This is a genomic window from Thermodesulfobacteriota bacterium (assembly GCA_031082315.1).
Lineage (GTDB): Bacteria > Desulfobacterota > QYQD01 > QYQD01 > QYQD01 > QYQD01.
Genome location: JAVHLC010000002.1, coordinates 237,003 through 262,539, shown reverse-complemented (window position 1 = coordinate 262,539; position 25,537 = coordinate 237,003). Strand labels below are relative to the sequence as shown.

The following is a 25,537-nucleotide window of genomic DNA, read 5'->3' as shown; positions in this document are numbered from 1 at the left end:
TAAGACAAACAACACATTAAGCTGAATGCTGACGGCTTAGTAAAGGGCCAAATTTGGGGAGTTAGATATGTCACTGTTTATATTGTTACGAAACTATATGATTATCGGGGTGCTTTTGTTGCTTGCGGCCTGTAGCGGGTTTATGATCTCAGGTGAAAAACCCGTGGCCTGGGTGGACGGCGTGCCGGTAACTGAGGGGGATTTAAAAGAGGCGTTAAAGATAACGCATCGCACTGAGGCCGTACGGCCGGATGAGCATCTCGACCTTATGGATTATGTTAATAAATTGATCGATGAACGCCTGATTGTCCAGGAGGCCTATCGTATGGGGCTGGATAAGGATCCATGGGTGCAAAATAAGATGCACGAATATAAACTCAGGGAATCAGTGGTACGCCTCTATAAAGAAGAGGTTCAGGACAGGGTTTGGGTAAGCGATGACGAGATGCGGCGATTTTACAATGAGCAGATGGAGGAGACGCATCTTCGCCAGCTAACGGTGGGAACTGAGGAAAAGGCCCTGAATATACGGGACCAGATCGAAGCCGGTTCTGATATGGCCGCTCTCGCCCGGGAGCATTCTATCGATATGTTTAAAGATAAGGGAGGAGACCGGGGTTTTTTACGCCGGTGGCAACTCCCGGAATCAGTTAGAGATATAGCCTTCTCTCTTAAGGCCGGCCAGATAACACCCGTAATTAAAACTCCCTCCGGCTATCAAATAATAAAAATTGAGGAGAAGAAGCCGGCACCGGAGAAAAGTTTAGAGGAGATACGGCAGGTTGCAGAAAAACATTTTCGCAAGAAGAAAGAAGAGACGCTAAGTCAGGAAGTTTTAAAGAGATATCACAAGCAGGCCGATATAGTCATAAGCGAAGATTTGTTGGCAGAATTGCCGGCTTCTATTGACGCCGCAAGGGATGAAAAGTGGGCCAAAGATGAACGGCCTATAGTAAAAATTGGAGAAGAAATATTGACGGTTGGCCAGTTTTATCAACAGCTCAAAGATATACCGGAGTCTAAACTGGTTGCGGATAATCCGCAGGCCTTAAAGAGAAAGCTTGTAGATAACTGGATCGACCGCAAACTTGTGGATATAGTTGCTTTAAATCGGCATTATGAGCAAGATGCAGATTTCGGTCGCATGCTTAAGTATTACGAAGAATACCTACTAAAGAAGTTGTTTGCCCAGAAGGTTATATACCCACAGATAAAGGTTTCAGACGAACTCCTCAGGGATTATTACGATAAACACCGTGACAAGTATCTCAAGCCGGTTCAGTACCGGATAAGGCAGATTACTGTAAGTGATGAGGCGCAGTCCCGGGCCATCCTGGAACAACTGCGCGGGGGAGCTGATTTTGCCTGGCTGGCAAAAAATAAGTCCGAAGACGGCCTGGCTGAGAAGGGAGGAGACAGGGGCTGGATTTCGGAAGATAAATTATCTTTTTTATCTAAGGCTGTTTCTGCCTTGAAGGTTGGAGAGAACAGCGATGTGCTTTCAGAGGGCGGCGCGTATTATATCGTAAAACTGGAGGCCAGGTCCGATGTTGACTACGAGGACTTTGAACAAATAAAGGACGTCGTGCAAAGGGATTATGTCAAGGAAAACTATGAGAAATTATGGACGGATTACGCCAGAGAGTTAAGACAGGATGCTGAAGTCAGGATAAATGATCCCTTTATCCGGGAATTGACAGAACGATTCCTGCCTACTGCAAAATCTTCTACTCTTGACAAGTAATGAAGGCTGATGATATGGTGCAGCGCATGAAAAATTCGAAGCACGTCCGCCTGCGGCGAAGCTGCCTTTGGTGTGGGACTCGGAAAATAAAATTTAACGCCATAGGCATTGCAGTACTTGTAGTAGCGATCGCCCTTATCGTTTTAAGTTGTGCTGAAAGTCCGGCCAGACCGCAGCGAGGGTTTGCTCCGAAGGCGTGCCTGGACTGTCATGGCAAGAAATTTGATGATCTCAAAAAACCTTATGTCCATGGTCCGGCGCTCAAAAAAGACTGCGAAGTATGCCATGACCGCCATGGCAAGATACCCATCAGGACATTCAAGAAACCGGGCGCCGCGTTGTGTTATACCTGCCATGCCGCGGAAAAACTGGGGATAAGTGAAAAAGTTGCGGTTCATACCCCTATAAAAGAAGGCAAATGCATACCCTGTCATGCCCCACACGCCGGCGACAATAAACTCTTCTTAAAAAAACAGGGTAATAGCCTTTGCTTTGATTGCCACCAAGAGGCGCTATTTAAAGGCGCTAAGGTCCATGCCCCGGTAGAAAAAGGATGCTTGACCTGCCACAGACCGCATGCCTCACCCCAGGCCGATCATCTTGTAAAACCAGAGACAGAGCTTTGCCTTGGTTGTCATAACTCAGGGAGCGCCTCTTTCCGGGCAGCGCATCAGAATTATCCGGTGGAAAAGGCGCATTGTACGGGATGCCATGACCCGCATGCCACAGCCCATCCTAAGTTACTAAGGCCTTCTATACATAAGCCTCTGGCGGAAAAAAGGTGTGGTTCCTGCCACCATCCATCTGCAGATAAAGAGCCGCTAAAGGCGGTGGCTCAGGATGGCGCTCTTTGCTATTCCTGCCACGAGCAGGTCGCCAAGCGATTTGAACAGGTCTGCCGGCATAAGCCCATACAAGAGGGTAAGTGTCTGGTCTGCCATAGTCCCCATGCCACGGATTTTGTTCCCCAGTTGGTTAAGGATGTCAACTCTCTTTGTTTTACCTGTCATAAAGAGAAGGCAGGTTCTTTGAAGGCAGGTGTGCCCCATGCGCCACTCAAAAAGCAGGGTTGTACGGCCTGTCATGATGCGCATGCCGCGGCTAATAAGCAATTGCTCAAATCGGAAAAAAAGAAGCTCTGTCTCGGGTGTCATAAGAAGACGGAGGAAGAGCTAAGCGCAGCTTATGTACATAAACCTCTCGCATCTGATCAGTGCACGGCCTGCCACAACGCCCATGGATCCAATTATAAGGGAATGCTGGGCGTATCCCCGGAAGCCCTGTGCTACAGCTGTCATAAGGAGGCCAGAGATAAATTTTATAAGGCATACGTTCATACGCCCGTGAGTAAAAAGAATTGTACAGGATGTCATAAGCCGCACGGAGCGAATTATAAGTCTCTTCTCAAGCATTCCAAGACTGATATTTGTTTCTCCTGTCATGTAGAAATGAAGAAGATAGGTATAGAAGGCAAGGGTCACCCGCCGTTTATGAGAAGAGAATGCCAGGGCTGTCATGACTCCCATGCCAGTAATTATCCTATGCAGCAGATGATCCCACCTTCTGAACTCTGTCTGAAGTGTCATAAGAATTTCGTGGCCAAAGGAAAAGATGCCCAGGCCGTACATCAACCCATAAAGGAAGGGAACTGCATTAGCTGCCATAGCCCGCACGGTACAAAGCTTGCCAGTTTGCTCCTCAACCAAACCGGCGAGCTGTGTCTGTCCTGCCATGGCCAGCTAAAGGAGGCGCTGCGTTCGGCCCGGGGGCATATGCCGGTCAAGCAAGGCAATTGTCGCGGCTGCCATCTACCCCATTACGGAGAAGAAAAAGGACTTTTGGCCAACCGTGATCCATTCCTCTGTCTCCAGTGCCATGCCGCCGATAAACCTACTAATATCAAGGCGCATCAAGGGTTGCTCCAAAATACCAGCTTATGTCTGGAGTGTCATGAACCACATATAGCCGCTAAGGGAAGTTTGTTGAAGAAAAATGAGCACAGTCCTTTTGCCAAGAGAGATTGCAGGCTGTGCCATAAATAAAATAAGTGATAAACCCCGTATTTAATATGGGACGAATGGCGAAATTTCCGCGATACCCGGAAAGCTTATGAGATGGAGAGATGTTAACAATATGAGGGTTAAGTTTGCGATATTGCCTTTGTTGGCCTTTTTTGTCTGGACACTAACAGGTGAAGCGCTGGCGGCAAGGCCTTCGGCTGATACCTGTTATAGCTGCCATAGCCAGTTAAAAAAGCAATTTGCGCAGAAAACCATACATGATCCTGTGGCCAAGGGCCAGTGCATGGCCTGTCACAATCCTCACGCCGCGAACCAGGATAAGTTTTTAAAGGATGACATAAATAAGCTCTGCTATAGTTGCCATAAAGGATTGGCACAGGAACTGGGGCGCGGGTACGTTCATTCCGTTCTTTTGCATGATAAATGCACGCGTTGTCACAGTCCCCATGCCTCTGCACACAGAAATCTACTGGCCAAAGAAGCAAATAGCTTATGCCTGGACTGCCATGAGGGCGTAAAAAAGCAGCTTGCCTTTTCCTATTCCATACCGCCCTTCCGGGAGAAAAAGTGCCTTTCTTGTCACCAGCCCCATGTCTCCAGGGAGGAAGGGTTGGTAAGGAAAAATATAAATCGTCTTTGCCAGGATTGTCATGGTATTAAGTGCAAGAGTAAGGGGGTTTCTCTGGCCTTTGCCCTCCAGAATGCCGACTGCACTAGCTGTCATAATCCCCATGCCTCAAACAAGAAAGGGGTTTTCAACCCTATAGCCCATCAGTCTTTCGTCGATCAAAAGTGTGAGGCATGCCACGATACGATTGTAGCAAATAAGCCCCTTACAACAAAGTTGACCGGCCGGACATTATGCCTTGATTGCCATGGTAATAAGAAGGATATGCTGTCTAAGATATATGTTCACGCCGGAGGAGGTAAGGCCTGCACCACCTGTCATAATCCTCATGCCTCGCAGGATAAAGGCCTTATCTGGAAGAAAGAGAAATGGCTCTGCATCTCCTGCCATGCCGACACGGACCGGCGTGAGAAGGCATCCATCGAGAAACAAAAGGGCATCCGCTGTACGGCTATCAAGGAGGGAAAATGTTCCCATTGTCATGATCCACACGCCGCAAATATGCCCCGCTACTTTAAAGGCGACGGAGTTGATATCTGTATGAGTTGCCATAAAAAAGAGCACAGCTTATCGCATCCCCTCAGGGAAAAATCTATAGATCCGCGGACTAACCAGCCGACTTATTGCACTACCTGTCACGGGATGCACACTGCTGAAAACAAATTTATGCTCTATTTCGACCGCAAAAAGGAACTGTGCATAGAGTGCCATAAAAGAGATTAAGGAGCTTGCGGTATGGCTTTGATGTTTGGCAGGATCAGGCTTTTATTAATTATCCTTGGGTCGTATAGCATTATATCGGTTTTTTTTGCACCTGATCTTTGTTTTGCCCAGCAAAAGACCCCCTTTTCCCTCCAGGTTAGTTTTACACAACTGGAAGGCATGGGCAAATTTAAGCAGATACAGGGACTTTTCTGGTCACAGGCCAAAAATAGACTGCTTGTGGCTGATACCGGCAATAACCGCCTGCTTTTCTTTGGCGACAGTGAGGGTAAATTCCGGTTCCTGTCTGAATTTAAATCCGACAAAATGGCGTTACCCATTAGCGCTGTAGAGACCAGCCGGGGGACGATTATAGTCAGCGAGCGGGGCGCTCAGGGTCTTATCAGTTATAATCCTGAGACCGGCGAGAGACGCAGCATTCTTACGGATGGATTTCCCGATGCTTCATCCTTTTGGCCTACTCGCCTGGCCTTAGATGATAAGGACAATCTCTATGTCGTGGATCAAGGGAACCAGAGAATTTACATTTTTGATGGCAATTTAACGTATAAGCTCCACATAAATCCTCCTGAACCGCCGTTCACGGGATTCTCAGCGGTAGCAGTTGCTAAGGACGGTAACATAATTGCGCTTGAGGCCCAGCGCGGTATAGTCTATCTCTTTGATAAAGAAGGGAAGATTATCCGCCAAGTTAGTAAGCGCGGGGATCTTCGCGGAGAAACTGAATTTCCGGTGGACATAGCTGTGGATGGACAGGGGCGCATTTACGTCCTGGATTCTCACCGGCATCAAATCGTACTCCTGGACCGAAACGGGAACTGGCAGGGAGAGATAGGCGAAAAGGGGTGGAAGGAGGGGAAGTTCATATTCCCTTGTCGGGTAGAAGTGGCTTCTGATTATCGGCTGTTTATAGTTGACGCCGATAATAATCGCCTACAGGTCTTTATCCCGGCCGGCCGGTCGGAGCAATAGTTAGTGTTCATCCGGAAACTACTGTTTCCGGCTTCACGCTTTCAGCGATCAGCAATTAGCTATCAGCAAAAACCTAAGACAAACAACATATTAAGCTGAACGCTGATGGCTGAGTGCTGGCTGCTCGTCCGGAATTTTTTGGTTTCCGGGTGCCAATCAGGTTAAATATAACGGTTTTCCGAGTCATAAGATAATAAACTTAGAACCCCTCACCGTGGTTTTTAGTTTGGCCACGTGAGGGGTTTTATACTAATACGGAGGACATGGAATAATGGATACGTTCAAAAAAATCGGGATGTTTGCAGTTCCACTCATTGCGGGAGGGATTTTGTTGGCTGGCGGATGTCAGAAAAAGGAAGACATAAAAACGGCGCAAGAGAAGCCGGCAATGCCTTCTGAACCGTCTATGCACGAACCTGCTCCAGACGGGCAAGCGCAGATGCCCCCGGCCATGGGAAAACAGTTCCCGAAGGAGATGCTTGAAGCTATCCAGAAGGGGGAACAAAAACCGGAGGCAAGACCGGTTACGAAAGGCCACGCACCGGTGGTTGTCCCCCGGGAGGTACAGGGCAAATGGAAGGCGGTGGTGATAGCCGTGGTTAACAAACAAACGAACGAAAAAAAGGATTATGTGGTGGGGATTAATAAGGATTTCACGCTTCCTAATAGTAAGATAAAAATTAAGGTGTTAAATTTTCTGCCTAATTTTTCCATGTCTCCCCAGGGGATAACATCACTTTCTAATGAATCCAAAAATCCGGCTGCGCAGATAATCATTTACGAAGACAATAAGAACGTTTTTGAGGGCTGGCTGTTCGAAAAGTTTCCCCAGGTACATCCTTTCCAACACAAGGTATATGCCATCGTGCTGAAGAATCAAATGCCGATTTAGATGTGTTAGCCACGAATACACACGAATGTACACAAATTATACAAATAAAACCGCTTCGATGAAGATGCTATAAAAGGGTTTCTATCTATTGAAGCTCCCCGCAGCAAGCTGCGGGGAATGCGCTCGCTATGCATGTTCGAGTTTATTTGTGTCAATTCGTGGCAAGCAGTTCTTAGTGATTGCGGTGACAGGTACGACAAGAGCCTGAAGAGGACATATTTTCGTCGTAAGCGAAGCGGAGGATGCTCGGATAGGGCGAACCGTGGGCACGGTGACAGGACAGGCACATTACCACCTCATTGCCTGACGAGACGTTCACTTCTGACGGATTTTTTGCGCGTTCGATATCCAGTCTGGCAACAGGCACAGCCGGGTTATATTCCGTATAACCGGAGAATTCCCCGTCCGGGATGGGGATGTCTGTCGGGTGTCTTAACCAGGGGCCCTTGCCCCCGATGCCGGCCGCACCGTGAAAGTTACCTGTACCGCCGCCCAGGGCATCGCTGCCATGGCATTGACCGCATAAGTAGCTTATACTTTTTGGATTACGCCAGTTATCAGACCCCTGATATTCGTTATGCTTATCAGCGGCAGTCTTGTATTCCCATTTGTAGCCGTCTTCGTTCATTTCCCTTCCGGTAACTCCAAACAGAAACCGGTAACTTGTTGCTACCGTCTTTCCATCGGACGGTTTGGCAGAGTTGTAGGCATGGTGGGCTCCCTTCATGGCTTCGCGTGGTGAGATATTGGTACGGTCGCCATGGCAGCCATATTTACCGGCACATGTGAGCCGGACGCTGGTGAAGTTCGAGGAGGGGTTGTTTAGTCCCGGCGCATTAATAGTATCCGGCCCTATATCCGTAAACCCATCCACATTATGGCCATGGCGGCTACCGTGAAGGCCGACATAATAAAAATTGCCACCGGCTAAGTCCGTCCCGGTATTGTGATAAACATAAGGGGTTGATCCGGCCTTGCCGGTATTGCCTGCCTGTATGGCCGTGTGGCACCGGGTGCAATGCCCTGAACCTTGATCATCCTGTGTGCCTTTCATAACTACGGCCTTGTAGGAGGCATGGCAGTTGTCACAATTGGTATCTAAAGCCATTGCACCGGGACTTACCCATGTGAAATAAGTCCATAGCGCAGGTATTATCAACCAGCGGGATGCCGTTTTCACTATCGTCCTTATTTATGGATTAGCCTGTTGATTAACGCTTCTATTTTCTTATCGGCATTCCGCTGTTTTTCTTTAGCGCATAGCTTTAAGTCCCCTTTTCGGCTATAAGGTTAGCTAAGTCTGCAAGACGACAGGAATAACCCCATTCGTTGTCGTACCAGCAGACGACTTTGGCCAGGTTGCCTCCCAGCACCTGTGTGAATTCGGCATCGATTATGCTTGAATGGGGATCACCCTTAAAATCAGAGGAAACCAGGAAATCCTCCGAATAAGACATGATGCCCTTCAACGGACCGTTAGCCGCGTCTTTTAGGGCCTTCCTCAGGTCATCTGTAGTGATGTTTTTTTCCAGTAGCGCCACGAAATCTACCACGGATACGGTAGGCGTAGGGACCCTTAATGAATATCCGTCGAATTTGCCTTTGAGTTCCGGTATTACAAGCGCTACGGCTTTTGCTGCTCCAGTTGAGGTGGGAATTATATTGCAGGCCGCAGCGCGCGCCCTTCGCAGGTCTTTATGCGGCAGATCGAGGATGCGTTGATCGTTGGTATAGGCATGTACAGTGGTCATAAAACCTTTAACAATGCCAAATTGACTGTTGACGACCCTTGCCGGGGGAGCGAGACAGTTAGTAGTACAAGAAGCATTAGAGATAATATGGTGGAGGACCGGGTCGTAAGCCTCCTCGTTAACTCCCATAACAATGGTGATATCTTCTTCCTTGGCCGGAGCGCTTATGATTACTTTTTTGGCCCCTGCTTCCCTGTGCATATTGGCCTTGGGCCCGGTGCGAAAGAGGCCGGTGCATTCTATAACGATGTCAACCTCGACCTCATGCCATGGTATCTGGGCTGGATCCCGTTCTGAAAAATTACGAATTCTCCAATCACCAACGACCATTTCTCCGTCGCGGATCTCTGCCGGAACATTAAATATTCCATAATTGGTATCATATTTGAGCAGGTGGACGTTGGTAGGCGCATCAAACAGATCGTTAATAGCCACTACCTGCAAATTTTCCGGGTGTCTTTCCAGTATAGCCTTTAACGCCTGGCGGCCAATGCGGCCAAACCCGTTTATACCTATTCTTGCCTTTCTCATAGCTCTTCTCCCCTTTTTAATCGTCAAAAAGTCTATATTCATAAGCAGCCAGAAGTTCGTAATCTGCTTTAAGGGCCTGATGTAGGCGGGCATTCTCAATGGCGATGGCGCTGAGGTTAGCAATGACCGTCAAAAATTCTGTTTCTTCAGGGGCAAAATCCCTGCACGTAGCGGAATAGACACGTAGTACGCCTATAGCTCGATCTTCAATCATAAGGGGTATTACCATTACCGAGGCAATGCCTTCTTCCCTTGCTTTTTCCGGATATTGGAATCGTGGATCGGTGCACGCATCACGGATAGTAACGCTCTTGCCGGCCAGGGCTTCCTGGTCAAGGCCACTTTTTTCTATTTCTACTGCACCCTTACGTAGATAGCCCTTACTCAACCCATAAGAGGCCCCTAAAAGCAGCCGTTTACCTTGCTTATCAAGGAGTCTTATAGAACAGGCCTTGGCTTCTATGGCCAAAGTAACTTGTTCCGCTATCTTTGCCAGGACCGTGGCCGGATCCAGGCTGGAATTTATTACCATGGCCACCTCGTACAGGGACCGGTAATAGTCCTTTTCTTTGCTTTTCATAAAAATGCCTCCCTCCTCTTAGTGAGCTTTTTTTCCCATAGAAATGTCCTATAATTTTGTATTATCGGGGAAAAATATCTTTTTGTAAATGTAAAGATTTGAAGTAAAGAATCTTGAAATGTGCGTCTTGTTGTTTAAGACGTGAGGACTATGATCTTAAAAAGGACAGGGTTCTTACTTATTCCTCAATCGTACCTATGGACTGAAGCGCGATCCGGGCCTCTTTAAAAAGGGGATTGACCTTAATCGCCTTTTGCCATTTTCTCCTAGCCTCGGCTATGTCACCCATTTTTTCATAAACTAGGCCCAAATGATAGTAGATTTCGTGGTCTTTTTTCATCCGGCGCTGGGCCTCTCTAAGATGGTGGATGGCCTGAGGATAATCGTTTTTGAGATAATAAATCCGCCCGATTGTCTTCCAATAGAGGCTGTTTTGGTGATCGAGTTCGAGCGCTTTTTGACATAATGTACGGGCAATTTCCAGGTCGTTTTTTAGTTCAGCATAAAGCATGCCCAACCAACTGAAGGAGAAGGCGTCAGCAGGGTTGCTCTTAACCGCCTTTTTAAATGCAGCCATGGCGTCTTTTTTTAGATTCAAGCCGAGATAAGCTTCTCCCAGGTATCGGTATATATACCCCTTGGCATCCGGGCATTGCGCTGCCTTTTGAAAATAACCAACGGCCTCCGCCCCTCTTTTTTGTTCTTGTAATAACTTCCCCATCTGAAAAAGGATGTCAAAATGATTTCCGTTCAATGAAGTCGCCTGTTGCAGGGCCAAAAAGGCCTTATCCGGTATGCCGGTTTTGAGATAGGCCAACCCCAGGTTGTATTGGGCCATAAAATTATCTTTTTCCATAGATAGGGTCTTTTCAAAACAGGAAATGGCCTTTTTATACCATTTAAGCCGGGCATGGCAAACGCCCAGGCTATTTAAGAGATTGACGTCTTGCGGATCGAGGGATAGTCCCTTTTTATATTCCATTATGGCGCCGTGGATATGGCCTGCGTTGAAGAGCGTATCCCCGCTTATATTGAGACTTACGGCGTCAAAGGCGGTAATGGTGTCCGGGCCAAAGAAATCAGTATGCACAAGCGCCTTGTAGGCGTTAAAAGCGACTTCCTTTTTTTCGTAGTCGAGCATCGGATAACCGGCCAGGCCCATAGTTACGGTCTTGCCGCAGTCTTCCTTTATCTGAGATTTCAAATTCTGTCCTGCAAGAAGGGCCTCTTCCGGGCTGATATCCGGCAGGTAAACAAAGAAGGAGTTCTCGGTACACGGCAGGATTGACTGCCCCGGCGATAAGCCGGAGTTTACCTTCTCCACAAGTTGAGCATGGTCCTCTTTGCCGTTTTGGTCATCATATCTTGCCAATATCAGGGAAAATCTCTTCGTTTTTTCCCACTTCCTTCTCAGCTTATCCGTAACCCGATGAATATGTACCGCCATTTTAAGGCTAGAGGTCTCTTCAAGCTCCCGGGAAAAACAGAGAGGATAATCGAACCTGCTTTGGGCCACGGCCAGAGTCTCTTTACCCTTCCCGATAATAAGATCATATAATTTTCCCGGCGGCAGATTCCGGCATTTTTCGTTGCTACTTATTGGATAGGACAGAAACCCTATAGCCGCCTTGATTCCATCCTTAAGGCGTCTTTTATTAAAGAGTTCAAATATGGCCAGACTTATATTACGGCCTCTCTCCTCATCACAAAAAGGCACGATCAGGGCTAAGGTCGATTTGTCTCTGCGAAACAGGCATGAAAGATCAAAGCCCTTCAGCTCATTTTTTATAGCCGGGATAATATCCGCCCAGAATCCCATTTGACGTCCCGGCTTAGGGCTCATGTTAGGGCGGCGCTTTAGTGGCCGACTGGAGAGTATTTTTATAAAAATTATCACAAAATGGGGCGGCGAGCCGGGCAGATCCGGAAAGCTCTCTGTTTCGGAGACAGGCTTAGTATCCCTGCTCTTCAGGTCTGTAGTTATAAGCTGGATAAGGGTATCTTTTAAAAGCTCCGGGGCCAGTGCGCCGCTTTCCGTATCTGTAAAATAGGTCTTATATACCTGGATTTTTTCCAGGATTAATTGGCTGAGCTTCGACCATTGGCTGGATAGCATATTTTTTTTAAATGTCCCGGGCGTATCTTTAAATATAGCTATGCCGAGAGGCTCATTTTGCCATATAAAAGGCAAGAATACTGAGTTGTTTTTTCCAAAGGGGGGTGTGGGGGGATTCTGGGGAATTGTTTCCATTTTGCTTTCGGTAATCAGGGGGCTAAGAAGATCCGGTGCACAGTTCGCAGGCAAAAGGAGTACATCTTGGGTCTGAAAGAGAAGGGTTAAGTCTTTCTTTATATACTCCTGGAAAAGGAATATATCCTGTGGTTCCAATGAAGTTATGGAGAGCCTTTTTACCATGTTGGCTTACTCCGAAAGGACTGTTTTGACGGCTTCGACAATATGGGGAATTTCTTCCGTACTCACTGTGCGCAGGTCCATGATAAATTGATCGTTTTCAATGCGGCCGATGACCGGGCGGGAAAGGCTTCGCATCCTGGCCTCCAGTTCTGTTACGGAGAATCCCTTTGGCTGGACGGCTACGGCCCGGCTGGGCAATTTCTGAAGCGGCAGGGCCCCGCCGCCTACCTGGGAGTCAACATCTATAACCTGCAACGAAAGATGATCCACGGCTACCTTCGTCAGGCGACGGTAAAGCTGCAATGCCTTTCTGTTGATCTCAGCGATGGGCATGGTCAATAAACGTAGTGTAGGTATCTGCTTGACGGCCCCTTCCTCGTCAAGGTACAGCCTTAAGGTAGCTTCCAGGCCGGCCAGCGTTAACTTATCGATTCTTAGCGCCCTATTCAGGGGATTGCTTCGGACCTGCCTGATAAATTTATCCCGGCCCAGGATGATACCGGCCTGGGGCCCTCCCAGTAACTTGTCCCCGCTGAAGGTCACTATATCTGCCCCGGCCTGGAGCGCCTCTTGGACGGTGGGCTCTTTAAGCAGCCCGTAGCGGGAAAGATCAACAAAACATCCGCTCCCCAGGTCCTCCACCACCGGAAGACCATGTCTTTTACCCAGCGCGACCAGATCTGCTAGTGGAACTTCAGAAGTGAACCCTATTATATGGAAGTTACTGGTGTGGACCTTCATTAGAAAGGCCGTATTCTCAGTTATAGCCCGTTCATAGTCTGCCGGATGGGTTCGGTTGGTCGTGCCCACTTCGACCAGCTGTGCCCCGCTTCGGGCCATTATATCCGGTATGCGGAAAGAGCCCCCTATCTCTACCAACTGCCCGCGGGAGACAATAACCTCCTTGCCTCTGGCCAGGGTATCCAGCACCAGAAGCACGGCCGCCGCGTTATTATTGACCACGAGGGCGGCCTCAGCGCCGGTTAACTGACGCAGTATCTCTTCCACATGCACATACCGGCTGCCACGCTGCCCGGCAGACAGGTCAAATTCCAGATTTGAATAACCGGCAGCGATGGCGTTCATCTGGCCAACCGCTACGTCCGCTAATAATGACCGCCCGAGGTTGGTATGGATGACCACTCCCGTGGCGTTTATAAGAGGGCGGAGACTGGGCCGGCCAGCATGGCCTAAAAATTTCTTCAACGATTCCGTGATATTGTCCAGAGAGGTATCCACATGGGATGATTGACTGTTCGCGGCCAGGAGTTGGCCGCGTATCCCTTCCAATACCTGGCGGATAGTCGATACCACCAGGCGGCGGGGATATTTTTCAAGCAATGATTGTGTCTCTGGAAGAGATAATATTTCATCCACGGAGGGGATGTTGCGCAGCGGATTATTTGTATCTTCCCTGGATGGCATGTTTTAATAGAATAGGCTTACATCGCATGTTTAATATTCTTATTTCTGTTCAAGCTGGCCGACCTTATTAACATAAGAGCTTATCCTGTCTCGATCTTCGGCTTTCAGGTCTATAAATTGTAATCCGGCCATCACTATCTTTTTATCCTTTTCCGTCCCCAGGCTTGACCATACCACCTGGCAATCCGTTTCAATAGGAAGGCTTTCGCCCGGAAGATTGAAACGGACCGCGCATCTTGTCCCCACAGACACCGGTTCATCGACTCTTACCAGTAACCCCCCGCCTCCTATGTTGACGGCATAAGCCTTGGTGAAATCCCGGCCGGATTTGAATTGAATGTCCAGGGGCTTCTCCGCCCGTTGATCCTGGCGGCCGGAAAATGCACTAATTCTAGCAGTCGTTTCGCGCAGGCGTTTTACCAAGGCCCTGAATACCATGCGCATATCCTGCGACAGTTTATTATATTCATGGTCCAGGAGATCACGGTCCACGATACCCAGAGAGACGTTCCCCCTGGCTATGGCCGAGGCGGAGCGCGGCGTTTTATCGACAAAGCTCATTTCTCCAAAGACGTCACCTTCTTTTAAGGTCTCTACGATAACCTTTTGCCCCCGGCAATATTTTGAGATTTCAACCTGGCCGGATAAAATCACATAGATCCAATCCCCGTAACTTCCTTCTTTGAATATATAGTCTCCGTCTTTAAACTGCATTTCATTCACAATGGAAAGCATTGGCTTCTTTTGCTCCTTTGAGGATTAAAGGCCAAGGCACCTATCCTTAACGTAAAAGATTATTTAGTAGCCCTATAAATGGGAATATTTCTTCGTTGAGTTGGTACGTTACTCATTTTACATAGGTATGTCAAGATGTTATCGGGCATGTTCGTTTAAAAATTGGAGATCCGGGCTTGATTCGGACTCAAAAACATACTATGCTGGCCTCAAATAGAGACATCAGACTAAACAGAACTGATAAGAGAGGCGTTTGTTGGAAATGAAGCATTTGATCCGTGCTGTCCAGATAAACGTTCCTTTTGTCCTGCTAAAGAACAAATACCTGCCGGTGGTCTTAAAGAACCGTATCAATCCGGAGATCGGTGTAGATAGCCGAGCCTTGGATGAATTTTCTCCGGCTCAGTTTACAGAGATAGCACGCCTCCTGCGTCAGGAAGACCTTTCTGTTACCCTGCATGCCCCTTTTATGGATATGGTGCCGGGTTCACCCGATCCACTTATGCGAAAAGCTACTATAAGGCGGCTACGTCAGGCATTTGAACTACTGCCGGTATTTGAGCCGCTCAGTGTGGTCTGCCACACCGGCTTTAACAGTCAAAGCTATCAAAACCAAGTTGATTCCTGGTTGGAAAGGAGTGTTGAGTCCTGGCTGCCTTTAATAGATCTGGCCCGGAGTGCAGGAACAAAGGTGATGCTGGAAAATGTTTATGAGGAAACTCCAGACCTCCACGTAGCCCTGTTGTCACAGCTTAACTCGCCCCACGCCGGCTTTTGCTTTGATATAGGGCACTGGCATGTGTTTGGCCGCACGGATATTGCGGTCTGGCTGGGAAAACTGCGGCCTTATCTGGGACAGCTTCACCTGCATGACAATTTAGGGGACACCGATTCCCATCTGGCCCTCGGTCGTGGCAATATAGATTTTAGCTCAGTTTTTTCCTGCCTGAAGAATTGTTCCCCCAGACCGATAGTTACCCTTGAACCCCATCGTGAGGAAGATGTTTTTAAGAGTGTAGAAGCCCTTAATGCTTTGTGGCCCTGGTAATAACGCCCCCTTTCCCTTCAGGCGGCAAATCAGGTCTATAAAGCCCTTGTAACACGGGATGCAATCTGGTAAGTTACGCAAGATTCGAAACTTATTTCTATGGGGCGATAGCACGGGCCGGCGCTGCATAAAATGGCACTAAACAGGGTTGAAATTGACCTCTCAGCCGTAAGGCATAATTTCAGAGAGGCAAAACGGCTGGTCAAACCAGAAGTGGCAGTTTTCCCTGTAGTAAAATCAGATGCCTATGGACATGGTCTTATTCCGGTTGCACAGGCCCTTCAAGAGCAAGGCGCTGATGGCTTCTTCGTATCCATAATGGAGGAGGCCGTAACTTTAAGGCAAGCAGGCGTCTGGGCTCCTATTATCCTGCACCTGCCGGAATCAAAGCGGGACGCATTTGAGATTGTTGAGTTCAATATCTCTCCTGTGGTCTATAACTTTGAGCTTATAGATGCCCTTTCCAGAGAATCCCAAAATAGAGACAGGGTAGCAGGCATTTACATAAAAGTTGATACGGGTATGGGGCGTCTGGGTGTAGGCATAACTGATTTGCCTGCTATCCTTTCTTACGTTCGTGGGAAGGAAGGCATCAAGGTCTTGGGGCTTATGTCGCATCTATCCTGTGCGGACAGCAGTAATGATAGGGATTACACTTTGAGTCAATTAGAACACTTTAATGAGGCTATTAATATCGGCAGGGGTTTAGGGTTTGAGCTTCCTCAAAATCATATTGCCAATTCGGCAGGGCTGATGGCCTACCCGGCGGCACGGATGAATCTGGTACGACCGGGTATCATGATCTATGGCGCATATCCCGGTAAGGACATGCAAGGCGTAGCGGCGCTAAGGCCGGTAATGACCTTTAAAAGTAAGGTGATCCAGGTTAAAAAAATACCGGCAGGCGCCTCGATTAGTTATGGCCGGAGGTACGTTACACCCGAGGCAAAGACTATTGCTGTAGTGCCGGTAGGCTATGATGCCGGATACAGCCGCTCTATTTCCAACCGGGGAGAGGTGCTGATACGTCGGAAACGGGCGCCCGTGCTCGGCACGGTGTGTATGTGTCTGACCATGATTGATGTGAGCCACATTAAAGGCGCAGCTGTAGATGATGAGGTGGTCATTTTTGGAAGACAGGGTGATCAGGTTATCTCTGTAGATGAGGTGGCGGACCGAGCCGGGACTATCAGTTATGACCTTCTCTGTGCCGTAGGCAGCCGTAATCCGCGCTTTACAGTCAATCCTTGACAACACAGTCGAACGGTTTATAAATTTAAAGACATTAATGGATTAGAGATGCGAAAAAGACTGCAACTAGTAGTTTTAAATAGTATAAAGGCCTTTTTTGATCGGCAGGGAATAGAATATAAAGATGTTCCCGGCTTTCAGCTCGAAAGGCCCAAAACAGAGACCCACGGCGATTATTCGTCGAATGTAGCCTTAGTAATGGCCGGTTCTCTCAAAAAGAGCCCGAGCGATGTTGCTCAGGCGCTGTCTGAAGAGATAGGGAAAAGCGCTGATTTTTTGTCGAAAGTAGAGGTAGCGGGCCCGGGGTTCATTAATTTTTTCGTAAAAGATAGCTGCTGGCGGGAGGCATTAGCGGAGATTGACCGGGAGCGTAAAAATTATGGGCGATCTAAAATAGGCCAGGGACGAAAAGTACAGGTGGAATTTGTCAGCGCCAACCCTACCGGCCCTCTGCATATAGGGCACGGACGAGGAGCAGCCGTAGGAGACAGCCTGGCCAATCTCCTGGATGCGGCCGGATTCCAGGTGGCAAGGGAATATTACATAAATGATATCGGCACTCAGATGGAGACCTTGGGGGCCTCTACCTATCTGCGTTACCGGGAGCTTTTAGGGGAGAAAATCGAATTCCCGGCCAACCATTATCAGGGCGATTATATAAAGGATATCGCTCAGGTCATTATTGAGCGGGAAGGTCAACGCTTTCTAAACGAATCTACAGGGCCGGCCATACCATATTTTACCCGGGAGGCACAGCAGGTTATTCTGGAGGGTATCAAGCGGGATCTTACGGATTTCAACGTCCTTCACGATCACTGGTTTAGTGAGAAGAGCCTTTTTGACACCGGTACGGTGGATAGGGCCATAGATATACTCAGAGAGAGAGACTTTCTTTATGAAGCGGAGGGGGCGTTATGGTTTAAAGCCTCGGCCCTCGGTGATGAAAAAGACCGGGTAGTGGTACGCGGGAAGGGGGCTACTACCTACTTTGCCTCAGATATTGCCTATCATCTCAATAAATTTGAGAGGGGTTTTGACCTCATAATCGATATATGGGGAGCTGACCACCACGGTTATGTCCCGCGGCTTAAAGCCGCGGTGGAGGCCCTCGGTCAGCCTAAAGAAAAGGTGCATATTATCTTGGTGCAGTTGGTAAATCTGATGCGCGGCGGCAGCCCGGTGGCTATGTCCACCCGCTCGGGTGAATTTGTTACGCTGCGGGAAGTCATCGATGAGGTAGGCAAGGACGCAGCCCGCTTCATATTCCTGACCCGGCGGTCAAACAGCCACCTGGATTTCGACCTTGACCTGGCCAAGAGCCAGAGTCAGGAAAACCCGGTTTATTATGTGCAATATGCCCATGCCCGCATATCCAGCGTTTTTGAGATGGCGGCAGAAAAAGGCATTGAGATATGGCCTGTAGCTAAAGTGGATACGTCGCTTTTGACTGCTCCGGAAGAGCTTCGCTTACTGAAACTACTCTCTTTTTATCCTGAAGTAATCGAGGACAGCGCTACAACTCTTGAGCCGCACCGCATAGCCTTTTATCTGGGCGATCTGGCCGCGGGGCTGCACAATTTTTATAATAAACACCGCATTGTAAGTGACACCGAGCCGCTTACGCAGGCTCGATTGGCCGTGATCCAGGGAGTACAGCAAGTATTGAAAAACGGCCTCAGGATACTGGGCGTCTCGGCGCCGGATAAGATGTGATGGATTTCCATCCGGAAACGCTAGGTTTCCGGATGGAGCAATCAGCACTCAGCAATCAGCGTTCAGCTTAATTTGTTGTTTATCTCAGATTCTTGCCGACGGCTGACAACTGACAACTGATCGCTGAAAGCTTATTTTCTCTGTGTGTTCCTGTAGGTTAGGTGGGGTAAATATGGCTTCTAAAGGGAAGAAAGACCGACGTATATATCAGTTTGAGATCAGCCGGGGCGGGTTAGTAACCATAGGTATAGCTGCCCTTGGCGTCCTTCTCTGGATGTTTATCTTTGGCATATGGGTAGGCCGGGATCTGTTTAGCAGTGTTAACAAAGAACTTGAGGCCATGACCTCGCCACCTGCGACTCAAAGCGGACAGCAACCTGAGGAACATAAACCCCTGACGCCGGTTACCACTCAACAAGGAGAGGCTCTTTTAGGGCAGGAGATGAACCGGGGCGGTCAACCCGTGCCAGGCCTTGAGGAGCCTGGCAACCTTCAGGCAGAAGGGGCAACGGGCGCTGGAAAAACAAGGCCATCCCCTAATGTTTTTTATACGTTACAGGTGGCCTCTCTTCGCGACGCAGCTAAGGCCGAAGAATTGAAGGCCGTGTGGGAAAAGAAAGGGTATGAGGTCTTTATTATCAAGGGTGAGATACCACGGGCCGGTGTATGGTACCGTGTACAGATCGGGCGGTTTAGTGCCGTAAGCGACGCCAATAGCGCTGCCGACCGTATAGCAGAGAAGGAAAACACTAGGCTGTTCATAACCACAGTTTCCATTCCGGCTCCCCTTGGCGAAGCTGCCAAAGCAGCAAAGGAATAATAGATGATCCGCAAAGCCCGCATATCTGATGTCGCCAATATCCATCAATTTCTTAGCACGTTTGCCAAACAAGGCGATCTATTGGGTCGATCGTTGAGCGAGCTTTACGATAACCTGCGCGATTTCTACGTTTATCAGGATGGCGACCATGGGCCGGTCATAGCTAGCTGTGCTTTGCATATCTGCTGGGAAGACCTTGCAGAGATCAGATCTCTGGCCGTAGTTGAGGATTTTCAGAGGCGTGGAATAGGGAGAAGCCTGGTGGAGGCCTGCGTCAGCGAGGCCATTACCCTGGGTATTTACAGGATATTTACCCTGACAAACCGGCCGGATTTCTTTATGCACCTTGGATTTATAAAGATTGATAAAGCGACGTTGCCGCAAAAGATCTGGAGCGATTGCATAAAATGTTACAAGTTCCCTCAATGTGATGAGGTGGCGTTGCTGTTACAGGTATAGCTATCAGCATGAAGCCGGTCCACCGTTCACTGTTGACCGTTTACCGAAAGAAAATGTCGGACAACAGTTAACGGATAACAAATAACAAACATACTGATAGCCTGAATCCGGAAACGGTAGTTTCCGGATGAAAACTAAATAGAAAATGATTATTTATTCGGTGTAAAGATGATAGGCAGTCTATTAGCCAGGGTATTTGGCACTAAAAATGAGCGGGAAGTAAATAGATTAAGCTTAACGCTCAGCCATATAAACAGTCTTGAGCCGTCCGTGCAGGCCTTGAGCGACGATGCGCTACGGGGGAAGACGGAAGAATTCAAAAGTCGCCTGGCAAACGGGGAATCTCTCGATGATCTCTTGCCGGAGGCCTTTGCCGCAGTCCGGGAAGCTTCCAGGCGGGTCCTGGGGCAGCGCCACTTTGACGTACAGATTATGGGCGGCATGGTCCTACACCAAGGTAAGATTGCGGAGATGAAAACGGGCGAAGGGAAGACTCTGGTGGCCACCTTGCCGGTCTATCTCAACGCCCTTACCGGAAGGGGCGTACACGTGGTGACCGTGAATGATTATCTGGCCAGACGCGACGCCGAATGGATGGGTGGGATTTATAAATTTCTGGGACTTTCGGTCGGGGTAATAGTACACGGGTTGAACGATGCCGAACGCAAGCAGGCCTATTTTTCGGACATTACTTATGGCACTAACAATGAATTCGGGTTTGACTATCTCCGTGATAACATGAAGTTTAGCGTCGATGATTTTGTGCAGCGTGATTTTTATTACGCCTTGGTGGACGAGGTCGATAGTATCCTTATAGATGAGGCCCGTACTCCGCTTATCATTTCCGGACCGGCGGAAGAGTCCACAGAACTTTATTATCGTGTAGATAAGATTATCCCAAAATTCCGATCAGAACAAGACTACGTGGTGGAGGAAAAGACGCGCACCGTGGTCCTGACCGAGGAGGGTGTGGCCAAGGCGGAAAAATTGCTCAAGATAGACAATCTATATGATCCTAAAAATATTGAGATATTGCACCATGTGAACCAGGCCCTGCGGGCCCATACCCTTTTCAAGAAAGACGTTGATTATATAGTCAAAGATGGCGAAGTTGTTATTGTGGATGAGTTTACGGGCCGACTCATGCCCGGTCGCCGCTACAGTGAAGGTCTGCACCAGGCCCTGGAAGCCAAGGAAGAAGTTAAAATTGAGAGTGAGAACCAGACCCTGGCCTCCGTTACCTTTCAGAATTATTTCCGCATGTATGAGAAACTGGCCGGCATGACCGGTACGGCAGATACTGAAGCGGTGGAGTTTCAGAAGATCTACAATCTTGAGGTAGTCATTATCCCCTCCAATATGCCTATGATCCGCACCGATTATCCGGATGCTATCTATAAGACAGAGAATGAAAAGTTCAAGGCTGTCTCACGTGAAATAAAAGAACTCCATGCCAAGGGGCAGCCAGTGCTGGTGGGAACTATATCGATTGAGAAATCAGAACGCTTGAGCAGCCTCTTACGCAAGGAAGGCATCAGGCATTCCGTGCTCAACGCCAAACACCATGAAAAGGAGGCGGAGATCGTGTCCCGGGCCGGGCAGCAAGGGGCCGTAACCCTCTCCACGAATATGGCCGGCCGGGGTACGGATATTGTCCTCGGCGAGGGTGTGCCTGAGTTAGGCGGGTTGCATATTGTGGGCACCGAGAGACACGAGGCCAGGCGTATTGATAATCAGCTTCGCGGCCGGGCCGGACGTCAGGGCGACCAAGGTTCTTCGCGGTTTTATCTTTCTTTAGAAGATGACCTGTTGCGCATATTCGGTTCGGAACGTATCTCCTCTATCATGGACAAACTGGGTATGGAAGAAGACCAACCCATTGAACACACCCTGGTTTCTAAAGCCATCGAAAATGCGCAAAAGAGGGTAGAGGCCCAGAATTTCGAGATCAGAAAACGTCTCCTGGAATATGACGACGTCATGAACCAGCAAAGAGAGGTTATATACAGACAGAGGCGCGAAATTTTGGGCAGCGATAACCTGCAGGAATATATCGGAGAAATGATCGAAGATATTGTTTCGGTTATGGTGGATGCCGTGGCGGACGAAAAGAGCCTGCCGGAAGAGTGGGATTTAAAGGGATTGGCTGACCGGTGTTACAGCCAGTTTTCTATTCACCTATCCTTTGCCCCTGAAGAAGTCCGTAATTTTAACCGGGGCAGCCTGGAAGATCTGCTGCTGGCCAGAGTAAAAGAGGCGTATGCAGCCAGGGAAAGAGAGTTCGGTACGGAAGCGTTTCGATCCCTGGAGCGTTTTATTACCTTACAGACCGTAGATAGTCTCTGGAAAGATCACCTGCTCAACATGGATCACCTGAAAGAGGGGATAGGACTCCGTGGTTACGGACAGAAAGACCCGTTACAGGAATATAAGAAGGAAGGGTACGAGATGTTTATGGCCATGGTGGAACGCATCAAAGAAGAAGCGGTCTCTACCCTCTTCCGCGTTCAGTTGGCCAGGGAGTCGGATTTAGAGACTTATCAGCGTCCCAAAAGGCAGGAGTTCTCTTTAACCCGTGGCGACGAAGGTGAAGAAGAGAAAGAACCTGTACGGCGGCAGGCCGAAAAAATCGGGCGCAATCAACCCTGCCCGTGCGGCAGCGGCAAAAAATATAAAAAGTGCTGTGGGAAAAAATAACCAGCAGATAAAAGGTTTTTTATTTTCGGCTACCGGGGCCTCCATCAAAAAGCCGGGGCGTTTGGACGTAGGGCTGATTTATGCCGAGAAGCCGGCCGTGGCGGCGGGCGTATTTACCAGAAATCGCGTCAAGGCTGCGCCGGTCATCATAAGTCGGGAGCGCCTGCGTCGGGGAGCGGCTCAGGCCATCCTTGTAAACAGCGGGAACGCTAATGCCTGTACCGGAGAGCAGGGGCTGGAGGATGCCCGGGAGTCAGCGCGTGTTCTGGCAAAACATTTGGAGATAAAAGAAAAACTGGCGCTGGTGGCCTCGACCGGCGTTATTGGTCAGTTCCTGCCTATGGAGAGGATTAAAGGGGCCATTCCCCGCTTGGCGCAGTCCCTTGCGCCGAACCGCCTGGCTGAGGTCAGCCGGGCTATCCTGACTACAGATAAGATGCCTAAGACAGCCTTTCGCGAAGGTAATATCGATGGCGTTCCCATCCGTATGGCGGCTATAGCCAAAGGGGCAGGGATGATTATGCCGCAGATGGCGACCATGCTCTGTTTTGTCATGACCGACGCCGCCATAAGGGCCGATGCCCTGAGGGCATCTTTGCAGTGCGCGGTTTCGCTGTCTTTTAACCGGATCACGGTAGATGGAGATATGAGCACTAACGATTCGGTGATAATCCTGACCAGTGGCGAAGCCAATAATAAGCGTATAGATATTGACGATTCTGCGGGCAGAAGCGTCTTTGAAAAGCTGCTGGGCGAGCTTCTTATAGACCTGGCCAGGATGATCGTACGGGATGGCGAGGGAGCCACAAAGCTGGTGGAGGTTCGTGTCACCGGCGCCGGCACTGTTGGCGAGGCCCGTAAGGCCGCTTACGCCGTGGCTAATTCCAGCCTGGTAAAGACAGCGCTGTTTGGGGAAGACGCTAACTGGGGGCGAATTATGGCCGCTCTGGGAAGGTCCGGTGTCCCCATGGATCCGGGGAGGGTGAGCGTTGCTATAAACACGTTCCCCCTGGTTAAAAACGGCCTGGGCTGCGGACCGGAGGCAGAAATGGCGGCTACCGGGGCTATGCGTCAGGAGGAATTTATCCTGCACATAGACATGGGCAGAGGTTCTTGTGATTTTAACGTCTGGACATGCGACCTGTCAGCGGATTATGTGCGTATAAATGCCTCATATCGCAGCTGATCCGTCTAGAAATGGGAGCCGTCATTCCTTCACTTCACGGCTTGCGCGAGTGACCCTTTCGGGACTCGCAGGCGGGGAAGGGTTGCCCCTTCCAGCCTCTAAAGGGCTGGTTTTCCCCTTCCTGCTCGCCCTCGAAGTGTGCCCCACTGCTCCAGCAAGTTACGCTCAGGAATAATGGCTTCCATAAAAATGTGGGAAAAATCCAAAATTGATTTTAATTGCAAAGGCGTCATTTTTGTGTTAAAAAGCAACGTTTTAAATACACACACCCTCTGATTAACCTTGGTGTCCGCCTCGGGCGGGGTTAACGGTGAGATGCGGGGGGTGGTGGAACTAACCAGGGAACAGGAGGAATATTATGTCTTATGTTACCATGAAACAATTATTAGAAGCCGGGGTCCACTTTGGTCACCAGACCAGGCGGTGGAATCCCAAGATGAAACCTTACATTTTTGGCACTAGAAACGGCATTTATATTATTGACCTGCAAAAGACCGTGCAATTATTCAAGACTGCTTACGATTTTATTGTGCAGGCGGCGACTGGGGGGAAACCTGTTTTATTTGTGGGGACAAAGAAACAGGCCCAGGAGTCTATTGCAGAAGAGGCCAGCCGCTGCGGTATGTTTTATGTGAACAGTCGCTGGTTGGGCGGCACCCTGACTAATTTCCAGACTATCCGTAAAAGCATCGACCGCCTTAAGACCCTGGAAGCCATGAAAGAGGATGGAAGTATCCATCGCTTTAAAAAGAAAGAAATCCTTCAAATGGAGAAGGAGATTGTTAAATTAGAAAAATCACTGGGGGGTATTAAAGAGATGGGAAAATTGCCCGGGGCCCTCTTTGTGGTTGATCCCAGGAAGGAGTATATCGCCATAACCGAGGCCCGAAAGCTGGGTATTCCTGTTGTTGCTATAGTCGATACTAATTGTGATCCCGACGGGATTGATTACCTGATACCCGGAAATGATGATGCGATAAGGGCTATCAGACTTCTTACCTCACGAATGGCCGATGCCTGCTTAGAAGGCAAGGGGCGTTTAGAGGAGGCCCTTCAGGCCGTAACTGATAAGACTGCGGCGGAGACCGAGCCGGTAGGGTTGACAGGGGATACTGGGCCACAAGAAGAATTGTTACCGGCCTCGGCAGAGGATGAAGGTTAATTTTCGAGATGTCGTAACAAGTTAGCGTCTTGGAAAAGCACGGTAAATCTCATTGAAAAATGAAAAGTACAAAATGCAAATTTTGCAATTTTAAATTTAAATTTTGTATTAAAGTTTAGTCAATCCTTTCAAGGGGCTAAACTGATACGAGATGTCTAGTTTTAAGGGGGTAAGTATAGTGGAAATTTCGGCAAATACTATAAAGGAATTACGCGATAAGACCAATGCGGGCATTATGGATTGTAAGTTAGCCCTTAAGGAATGTCAGGGAGATATGGAAAAGGCAATTGCCTACCTTCGCAAAAAGGGATTGGCCGTGGCCGTTAAACGCGCGGGCCGGGCGATGACCGAAGGATCTGTTCGGGCGTATATCCATGCCGGCGGCAAGATAGGCGTGTTGGTAGAGGTCAACTGTGAAACAGATTTTGTGGCCAAGACAGACCAATTCCAGGAATTTGTTAAGAATATAGCCATGCATGTCGCTGCGGCCAATCCGATTTATCTACGCAGAGAGGATGTCCATGCCGCGGTAATAGAAAAAGAGAAGGAGATTTACCGGGCCCAGGCTGTTGAAACCGGAAAGCCGGAGAAGATCCTGGACAAGATAGTTGAAGGGCGACTAGAAAAATATTATGGTGAAATCTGCCTCTTGGAGCAGAAATATGTACGCGATCCCGACCTTACCATTCAGGATGTCTTAAATGAGTTAATAACCAAGACCGGAGAAAACGTATCTGTTCGGCGTTTTACGCGGTATCAGCTCGGTGAAAATGGTGAATAGGT

At 48.9% G+C, this 25,537-nt stretch carries 20 protein-coding genes; 14 read left to right on the top strand and 6 right to left on the bottom strand.

What is annotated here, in order from left to right:
* Window positions 1-67: 67 nt before the first annotated feature.
* The 5 genes from RDU59_03060 (at window position 68) to RDU59_03040 (ending at window position 6,980) form a co-directional block, all read left to right on the top strand.
* Window positions 68-1,744 (top strand): peptidyl-prolyl cis-trans isomerase, encoded by a 1,677-nt coding sequence (locus tag RDU59_03060; protein ID MDQ7837456.1) that lies wholly within the window; start codon window positions 68-70, stop codon window positions 1,742-1,744.
* 26 nt (window positions 1,745-1,770) lie between these two features.
* Entirely contained in the window at window positions 1,771-3,786 is a 2,016-nt protein-coding gene (locus RDU59_03055; GenBank protein ID MDQ7837455.1) for a cytochrome c3 family protein, read from the top strand.
* A gap of 91 nt (window positions 3,787-3,877) precedes the next feature.
* A complete protein-coding gene (locus RDU59_03050; GenBank protein MDQ7837454.1) occupies window positions 3,878-5,116 on the top strand; it encodes a cytochrome c3 family protein in 1,239 nt (412 codons plus the stop codon).
* Between the two features lie 12 nt (window positions 5,117-5,128).
* A complete protein-coding gene (locus RDU59_03045; GenBank protein MDQ7837453.1) occupies window positions 5,129-6,088 on the top strand; it encodes an NHL repeat-containing protein in 960 nt (319 codons plus the stop codon).
* A 271-nt stretch (window positions 6,089-6,359) separates the two neighbouring features.
* Window positions 6,360-6,980: a DUF2155 domain-containing protein gene (locus RDU59_03040; GenBank protein ID MDQ7837452.1), complete on the top strand. Its 621-nt coding sequence runs from the start codon at window positions 6,360-6,362 to the stop codon at window positions 6,978-6,980.
* A gap of 172 nt (window positions 6,981-7,152) precedes the next feature.
* On the opposite strand, the gene RDU59_03035 is transcribed toward RDU59_03040, so the two are convergent.
* The 6 genes from RDU59_03035 to RDU59_03010 all read right to left on the bottom strand — a co-directional run bounded on the left by RDU59_03035 (window position 7,153) and on the right by RDU59_03010 (window position 14,418).
* Window positions 7,153-8,088, bottom strand: coding sequence for a cytochrome c3 family protein (locus RDU59_03035; protein ID MDQ7837451.1), 936 nt, complete (start codon window positions 8,086-8,088; stop codon window positions 7,153-7,155).
* Between the two features lie 157 nt (window positions 8,089-8,245).
* On the bottom strand, window positions 8,246-9,262 hold the full coding sequence (gene gap, locus RDU59_03030) for a type I glyceraldehyde-3-phosphate dehydrogenase (protein ID MDQ7837450.1): 1,017 nt from the start codon (window positions 9,260-9,262) through the stop codon (window positions 8,246-8,248).
* Window positions 9,263-9,278: 16 nt separating this feature from the next.
* The gene (locus RDU59_03025; protein ID MDQ7837449.1) at window positions 9,279-9,842 is read right to left on the bottom strand and encodes a GAF domain-containing protein; all 564 of its coding nucleotides are present in this window, start codon (window positions 9,840-9,842) and stop codon (window positions 9,279-9,281) included.
* A 178-nt stretch (window positions 9,843-10,020) separates the two neighbouring features.
* On the bottom strand, window positions 10,021-12,258 hold the full coding sequence (locus tag RDU59_03020; GenBank protein MDQ7837448.1) for a tetratricopeptide repeat protein: 2,238 nt from the start codon (window positions 12,256-12,258) through the stop codon (window positions 10,021-10,023).
* Window positions 12,259-12,264: 6 nt separating this feature from the next.
* The gene (selA, locus tag RDU59_03015) at window positions 12,265-13,683 is read right to left on the bottom strand and encodes an L-seryl-tRNA(Sec) selenium transferase (GenBank protein ID MDQ7837447.1); all 1,419 of its coding nucleotides are present in this window, start codon (window positions 13,681-13,683) and stop codon (window positions 12,265-12,267) included.
* 39 nt (window positions 13,684-13,722) lie between these two features.
* Window positions 13,723-14,418 carry a cyclic nucleotide-binding domain-containing protein gene (locus RDU59_03010; GenBank protein MDQ7837446.1) on the bottom strand — a complete coding sequence of 232 codons (696 nt, stop codon included), beginning with the start codon at window positions 14,416-14,418 and terminating at the stop codon, window positions 13,723-13,725.
* A gap of 262 nt (window positions 14,419-14,680) precedes the next feature.
* Here RDU59_03010 and RDU59_03005 point away from each other — a divergent pair, with 262 nt between their 5' ends.
* The 9 genes from RDU59_03005 (at window position 14,681) to tsf (ending at window position 25,535) form a co-directional block, all read left to right on the top strand.
* Window positions 14,681-15,466 carry a sugar phosphate isomerase/epimerase gene (locus RDU59_03005; GenBank protein ID MDQ7837445.1) on the top strand — a complete coding sequence of 262 codons (786 nt, stop codon included), beginning with the start codon at window positions 14,681-14,683 and terminating at the stop codon, window positions 15,464-15,466.
* 132 nt (window positions 15,467-15,598) lie between these two features.
* Complete coding sequence (gene alr, locus RDU59_03000) at window positions 15,599-16,717, top strand: alanine racemase (GenBank protein ID MDQ7837444.1); 1,119 nt, start codon at window positions 15,599-15,601, stop codon at window positions 16,715-16,717.
* Between the two features lie 48 nt (window positions 16,718-16,765).
* Window positions 16,766-18,430, top strand: a complete 1,665-nt coding sequence (gene argS / locus RDU59_02995) for an arginine--tRNA ligase (protein ID MDQ7837443.1) — start codon at window positions 16,766-16,768, stop codon at window positions 18,428-18,430.
* 172 nt (window positions 18,431-18,602) lie between these two features.
* Window positions 18,603-19,250 (top strand): SPOR domain-containing protein, encoded by a 648-nt coding sequence (locus RDU59_02990; protein MDQ7837442.1) that lies wholly within the window; start codon window positions 18,603-18,605, stop codon window positions 19,248-19,250.
* Window positions 19,251-19,253: 3 nt separating this feature from the next.
* Complete coding sequence (locus RDU59_02985; GenBank protein MDQ7837441.1) at window positions 19,254-19,709, top strand: N-acetyltransferase; 456 nt, start codon at window positions 19,254-19,256, stop codon at window positions 19,707-19,709.
* A 168-nt stretch (window positions 19,710-19,877) separates the two neighbouring features.
* Window positions 19,878-22,406, top strand: a complete 2,529-nt coding sequence (secA, locus tag RDU59_02980; protein MDQ7837440.1) for a preprotein translocase subunit SecA — start codon at window positions 19,878-19,880, stop codon at window positions 22,404-22,406.
* Window positions 22,407-22,413: 7 nt separating this feature from the next.
* On the top strand, window positions 22,414-23,592 hold the full coding sequence (gene argJ / locus RDU59_02975) for a bifunctional glutamate N-acetyltransferase/amino-acid acetyltransferase ArgJ (protein ID MDQ7837439.1): 1,179 nt from the start codon (window positions 22,414-22,416) through the stop codon (window positions 23,590-23,592).
* Between the two features lie 358 nt (window positions 23,593-23,950).
* Entirely contained in the window at window positions 23,951-24,754 is an 804-nt protein-coding gene (rpsB, locus tag RDU59_02970; GenBank protein ID MDQ7837438.1) for a 30S ribosomal protein S2, read from the top strand.
* A gap of 151 nt (window positions 24,755-24,905) precedes the next feature.
* The gene (gene tsf / locus RDU59_02965; GenBank protein MDQ7837437.1) at window positions 24,906-25,535 is read left to right on the top strand and encodes a translation elongation factor Ts; all 630 of its coding nucleotides are present in this window, start codon (window positions 24,906-24,908) and stop codon (window positions 25,533-25,535) included.
* Window positions 25,536-25,537: the final 2 nt, after the last annotated feature.